Source organism: Nitrospirota bacterium, assembly GCA_016214385.1.
Taxonomy (GTDB): Bacteria; Nitrospirota; Thermodesulfovibrionia; order UBA6902; family JACROP01; genus JACROP01.
Genome location: JACROP010000174.1, coordinates 1 through 4,974, shown reverse-complemented (window position 1 = coordinate 4,974; position 4,974 = coordinate 1). Strand labels below are relative to the sequence as shown.

The following is a 4,974-nucleotide window of genomic DNA, read 5'->3' as shown; positions in this document are numbered from 1 at the left end:
TGAAGATAATCCTCTTTATATGCAGTAGGAGTCTTCTCATCTATGATGGTTTTGTAGCCAAACATAACATCATCTGCTGTGAATTCAACGCCGTCAGTCCACCTTACCCCTTTTCTCAGGTGGAATGTAATAACCAGGCCATCCTTTGATATATCCCACGACTCTGCGAGGTCACCTATAATGCTCAAATCTGTATGATACTTTACCAAACCGTTAAATACCAATCCTGCGACTTCATGGGATGCGCTGTCGCCTGCAAGCATGGGGATTAATATGCTCGGCTCTCCTATAGAGCCCTCAACAATAGTATCGCCGTAGGCAGGTTCAAAAACTACATCTTCCATGGCTGCCCCTCGATTGGAGACCTTTTTGTCTTCGCAGCCAAAAAGGGTGATAGTGCATAACAGATAAAGGATGAGAAATACTGTCCTATTCATTGTTAGTTAAGCATAACCCAACCAATTTCATTTTTCAATTCTCCCCTTTGACTTTAAATGGAATTTATTGATAAAGTTCCTCTATTATGAGCAAAGGTTTTGTATTACTTATATCCTCTATACCGCTTGAATCTGAGAAGATAAGAGTCGGTTTAAAGAGAGTTACTACCTTCAAACACGGTGATAAGTCCGTATATAAAGGTAAACTTTCTGGCCGTAACGTCCTACTTATAAATTCAGGCATTGGAAAGATAAATGCAGGCCATGCAGCCACTGCCATGATTGAAAATTACCCTGTAAGCTCTGTCATCAGCTTTGGTGTAGGCGGCGCCTATCCTTCATCCGGCCTCGGGATAGGGGATATTGCAGTAGCCTCAAAAGAGATTTATGGAGACGAAGGCGTGATAACATCAAAAGGCTGGTCAGATGTGAAGGAGATAGGTATCCCCCTGGTTCAAAAAGGCAGGAAAAAATATTTCAACGAATTCCCTCTCGACAAAAAGTTAGTTGAAAAGGCTGTTAAGTCTTTTAATCTCGTCACTCGCCACTCGTCTCTCGTCACTAATGTGAAATCAGGCCCTTTTGTCACTGTCTCAACTGTCAGCGGCAGTGCATCGAGGGCCAGAGAAATGCAAGAGCGGTTCAATGCAATCTGTGAAAACATGGAAGGGGCTGCGGTCGCTCATGTGTGTGCTATGTATGGGATTCCAATGATCGAGATAAGAGGTATAAGCAACATTGCCGGAAATCGGGACAGGGAAAAGTGGGACATGAAGCTTGCTGCTGAAAACTGCCAGAGGGTAGTTCTGGAGTTTCTAAAAAAAATGTGAAAACCCTCACCCTCGGCTACTCTCCATGTCCAAATGATACCTTCATTTTTTACGCACTCGTACATGGAAAGATAGATGCAGGTGATTTGCGATTTAAGGAAATCCTTGAGGACGTTGAGGCATTGAATCAGATGGCTATCAATGCATCGCTCGATATCACAAAGGTCTCCTATCACGCCTTTGATTATCTCAGGAAAAACTATTGCCTGCTTCGTTCAGGGAGTGCCATGGGAAAGGGCTGCGGGCCACTGATTGTTGCGAGGGAGGATTGTGAAATAAAAGACCTGAAGGGCAAAAAGATTGCGATACCAGGCAGGCTCACCACAGCATATCTGCTCTTACAACTATACGATGCATCCTTAATTATAGAGGAGGATATCAAAGTCATGCCATTTTACAAGATTATGGATGCAGTAAAAAATGGGGAAGTAGATGCAGGGCTGATAATCCATGAAAGCAGGTTTACATATCCTGCCTATGGGTTGAAAAAAGTAATAGACCTCGGTGAGTGGTGGGAAAAAGAGACAGGACTGCCTCTTCCACTTGGCGGAGTTATTGCAAAGCGTTCCCTCGGCAATGATCTAATCAGGAAAATTGAGGGGCTTTTGAGAGAGAGTGTTAAGTATGCCATGAGCTACAGGAATGAGCCCATGACTTACATCAAGATGCACTCTCAGGAATTATCTGCCGATGTAATTGAAAAACACATAAACTTATATGTAAATGACTATTCTATTGATATCGGCGAGGACGGGATGCGGGCTGTTGAGGAATTATTCAGGAGGGCAGAGGAGAGGGGAATAATTAATTTGTAAACCACTTATGCTAAGATAGTCTACAATGCGGAGAGTGGTTATTACAGGGATGGGTGTTGTTACTCCCCTGGGGAATGATTTAAAAAAAACATGGGCGGCCCTGAAAATGGGGCAATCAGGTATAGGCTCTATAACAAAATTCGATGCCTCAGGGCTTCCAGTCAGAATTGCAGGTGAATTAAAGGACTTTTCTCCTGAAGCCTATATCCCCAGAAAAGACATCCTAAGACTTGACCCATTCATACATTATGCAATTGCAGCAGCAATAATGGCTGTTGAAGACGCAGGGCTGTTATTAGTTCGGAGTTCAGAGATAAAAAATAAAGACTCGTCACTCGTCACTCGTCACTCGTCACTCGATTCAGCAGGTGTAATCATTGGCTCAAGCAGGGGAGGGATAATAAGCATGGAGAAGGCATTGGGAGAGAATATCTTAAAGGGAAAACCCTTTTCAGCATACCTGATGGCATCAAGTACAATAAATATGGCATCTTCCTGCATATCAATGCGATTCGGCCTGAAAGGCCCTGCCCTCGCTATATCCACCGCCTGTGCCTCAGGGGCCAATGCCATTGGCGAGGCAGCAAGACTCATTCGCAGTGGGGAGATGGATATAGCATTTGCTGGAGGAGCAGAGGCGCCTCTTTGCAGGCTGGCTGTCGGTGGTTATGGAGCCTCGGGTGCCCTTTCAACAAGAAACAATGAGCCTGAACAGGCAAGCAGACCATTTGATATAAGGAGAGACGGGTTTGTGATTGCAGAGGGCGCAGGAGTCCTTATCCTTGAAGAATTACAACATGCACTGAGACGCGGGGCAAAAATATATGCGGAGCTTTCAGGCTATGGCATAAGCTCTGACGCCTTTCACCAGACAAGGCCGGATCCACAGGGTGAAGGGCTTGCAATTAAAAAAGCCCTTCAGGACGCAGGGGTTTCAATAAACGATGTAGATTACATCAATGCGCATGGTACATCCACGCCAATAGGTGACAGGGTTGAGACAGAGGCCATTAAAGAAGTTTTTGGAGACAGGGCTTACAACATCCCTGTAAGCTCCACCAAGTCCATGCTCGGCCACATGCTCGGCGGAGCTGGTGCTGTAGAGGCTGCCATAACCGCTATGTCAATAAGCTCTGGCATTATACTCCCTACTATTAATATGGAATATCCTGACCCTGACTGTGACCTCGACTATGTCTGCAGGACAAGAAATAAAGAGATAAATACTGCCATATCAAATTCTTTTGGCTTTGGCGGAGTCAACGCTGTGCTTGTGCTAAGAAAATTTAATCTCAAATAATGCAATTTAACCACAGAGGACACAGAATCAAATTGTATCTAAGGCGGGTTTTTGATATTCTTGATATGAAGCCGTTGCCAAACAATCATTTTCATTTTCGTTCGACAATGATAAAGGGTTTATATGCAGGCCTTAGATGAAATAAAAGAAATAGAGTGGATTTACCTTTTAAAGAAGAAAATTCTTATAGTTGTTGTAGGTGGATAGAGCAGGAAAGATAAGTAGAGTTAAATCGGATATATGATTAACCTGGAAGACAAACGTAATTTCTGGTTGGGAGTATTTGTGGGATGCCTCATATTTGCAGGTATAACATTTATGTTTAATTTGCCCTCAAAAATCAAGCAGGGTGAAAACGGTCAAGCGGCCATTGCAATGCTGGATGCCATGAGGCGCCCCTTCCTTGAGATCAAAGGGGCAGAGAGCCGCCTGCTTAAGAGTGGTGATATAAAATCTGCTTACAGTGATTTCTCAAAGGCAGTTGAATCAGCAGATTCCCTGCTCTCCCGCTACAAAGAATTGGCACAATACAACCCTGATTTATTCAGAAATGTCAACGAGCTATCAAAGGCATACGAAAAATGGGTGACCACAGAACGGTATCTATTCGACTATTATCATGCCATCTCCCTTGATGACCTGGGCATAGCCAATTCCGTCTTTTTGATCACCATGAACCAGTTGGGAGAAGGAGAAATTCCGATTCACCAGGATATTTCGATCGGACGCAAAGCCAACCGTGTGCTTATGATATTATCGGGGCTGTTGTTTTTATACCTGATTGGCCTTGTATTATTGCAACAACGAGCAAGGGCGCGCACGTTACAGGCGCTACTCTACGACCGTTCTTCTGCCCTGGAATTGGCAGAGAAAACAACGACAGAGCTTGAGAGATTCGGTTTCAGACTGCATAAACTCTACGAGATAAGCTTTGCCACAGTGACCAGTGCAAAGGAATTTGCAAGGCAGATTCTTAATGGGATTGCAGAGATGCTCGATGTGGATATGGCTACGGTTGAAATAGCCAGCGAGGGTGAATGGGTGACGTACGCGGTCACAGACCGTAAAGGCATTGGCATTAAAGAGGGGACGAGATTTCCCCTTAACGAGGTCTATTGTGGAATTATAAATGAGACAAAACGGCCACTAATTATTAATGATGCTACTACATCAGAAGAGTTTAGAAACCATCCTGGTTTGCTTAAAAACAGAGTAGTCTCCTATCTCGGCGTGCCTGTCTTTATTGGAGAGAAGCTATTCGGCGTCCTGTGTACATGCAGCAGGTCTCCCCATTATTACACAGAGTACGACCGTATTCTGCATCAGCTCCTCAGCAAACGCCTGGAATTTGAATTTATCAAAGAAAAATATGAGGATGAAATCAGGGCTGCTATGAGGCAGGCAGAGGCAGCCAATCAGGCAAAATCCGAATTCCTTGCAAACATGTCACATGAGCTTAGAACGCCCTTGAATACCGTAATAGGGTTTTCAGAGGCCCTGGTAGATGGAATTTACGGAGAGATAAATAAGAAACACAAGGAATATATAACTGATATTCTCGATAGTGGAAGACATCTGCTGTCCCTGATAAG

The 4,974-nt window shown here is 44.1% G+C and carries 5 protein-coding genes; 4 read left to right on the top strand and 1 reads right to left on the bottom strand.

All coding sequences use genetic code 11. The features are described from left to right. Positions 1–437, bottom strand: a 437-nt coding sequence (locus HZC12_10710) for a peptide-binding protein (GenBank protein MBI5027174.1), incomplete at its 3' end; no start/stop codon positions are given. A gap of 86 nt (positions 438–523) precedes the next feature. Between HZC12_10710 and mqnB the strand changes: the two genes are divergently transcribed. The 4 genes from mqnB to HZC12_10690 form a co-directional block, all read left to right on the top strand. Further along, the gene (mqnB, locus tag HZC12_10705) at positions 524–1,267 is read left to right on the top strand and encodes a futalosine hydrolase (GenBank protein ID MBI5027173.1); all 744 of its coding nucleotides are present in this window, start codon (positions 524–526) and stop codon (positions 1,265–1,267) included. After that, a complete protein-coding gene (locus tag HZC12_10700; protein ID MBI5027172.1) occupies positions 1,264–2,082 on the top strand; it encodes a 1,4-dihydroxy-6-naphthoate synthase in 819 nt (272 codons plus the stop codon). Before mqnB ends, HZC12_10700 begins: the two co-directional genes overlap by 4 nt. Before the next feature lie 25 nt (positions 2,083–2,107). Further along, positions 2,108–3,382, top strand: coding sequence for a beta-ketoacyl-ACP synthase II (fabF, locus tag HZC12_10695; GenBank protein MBI5027171.1), 1,275 nt, complete (start codon positions 2,108–2,110; stop codon positions 3,380–3,382). 285 nt (positions 3,383–3,667) lie between these two features. Further along, positions 3,668–4,974 (top strand): GAF domain-containing protein (locus HZC12_10690; GenBank protein MBI5027170.1); only part of this gene is annotated, 1,307 nt, incomplete at its 3' end.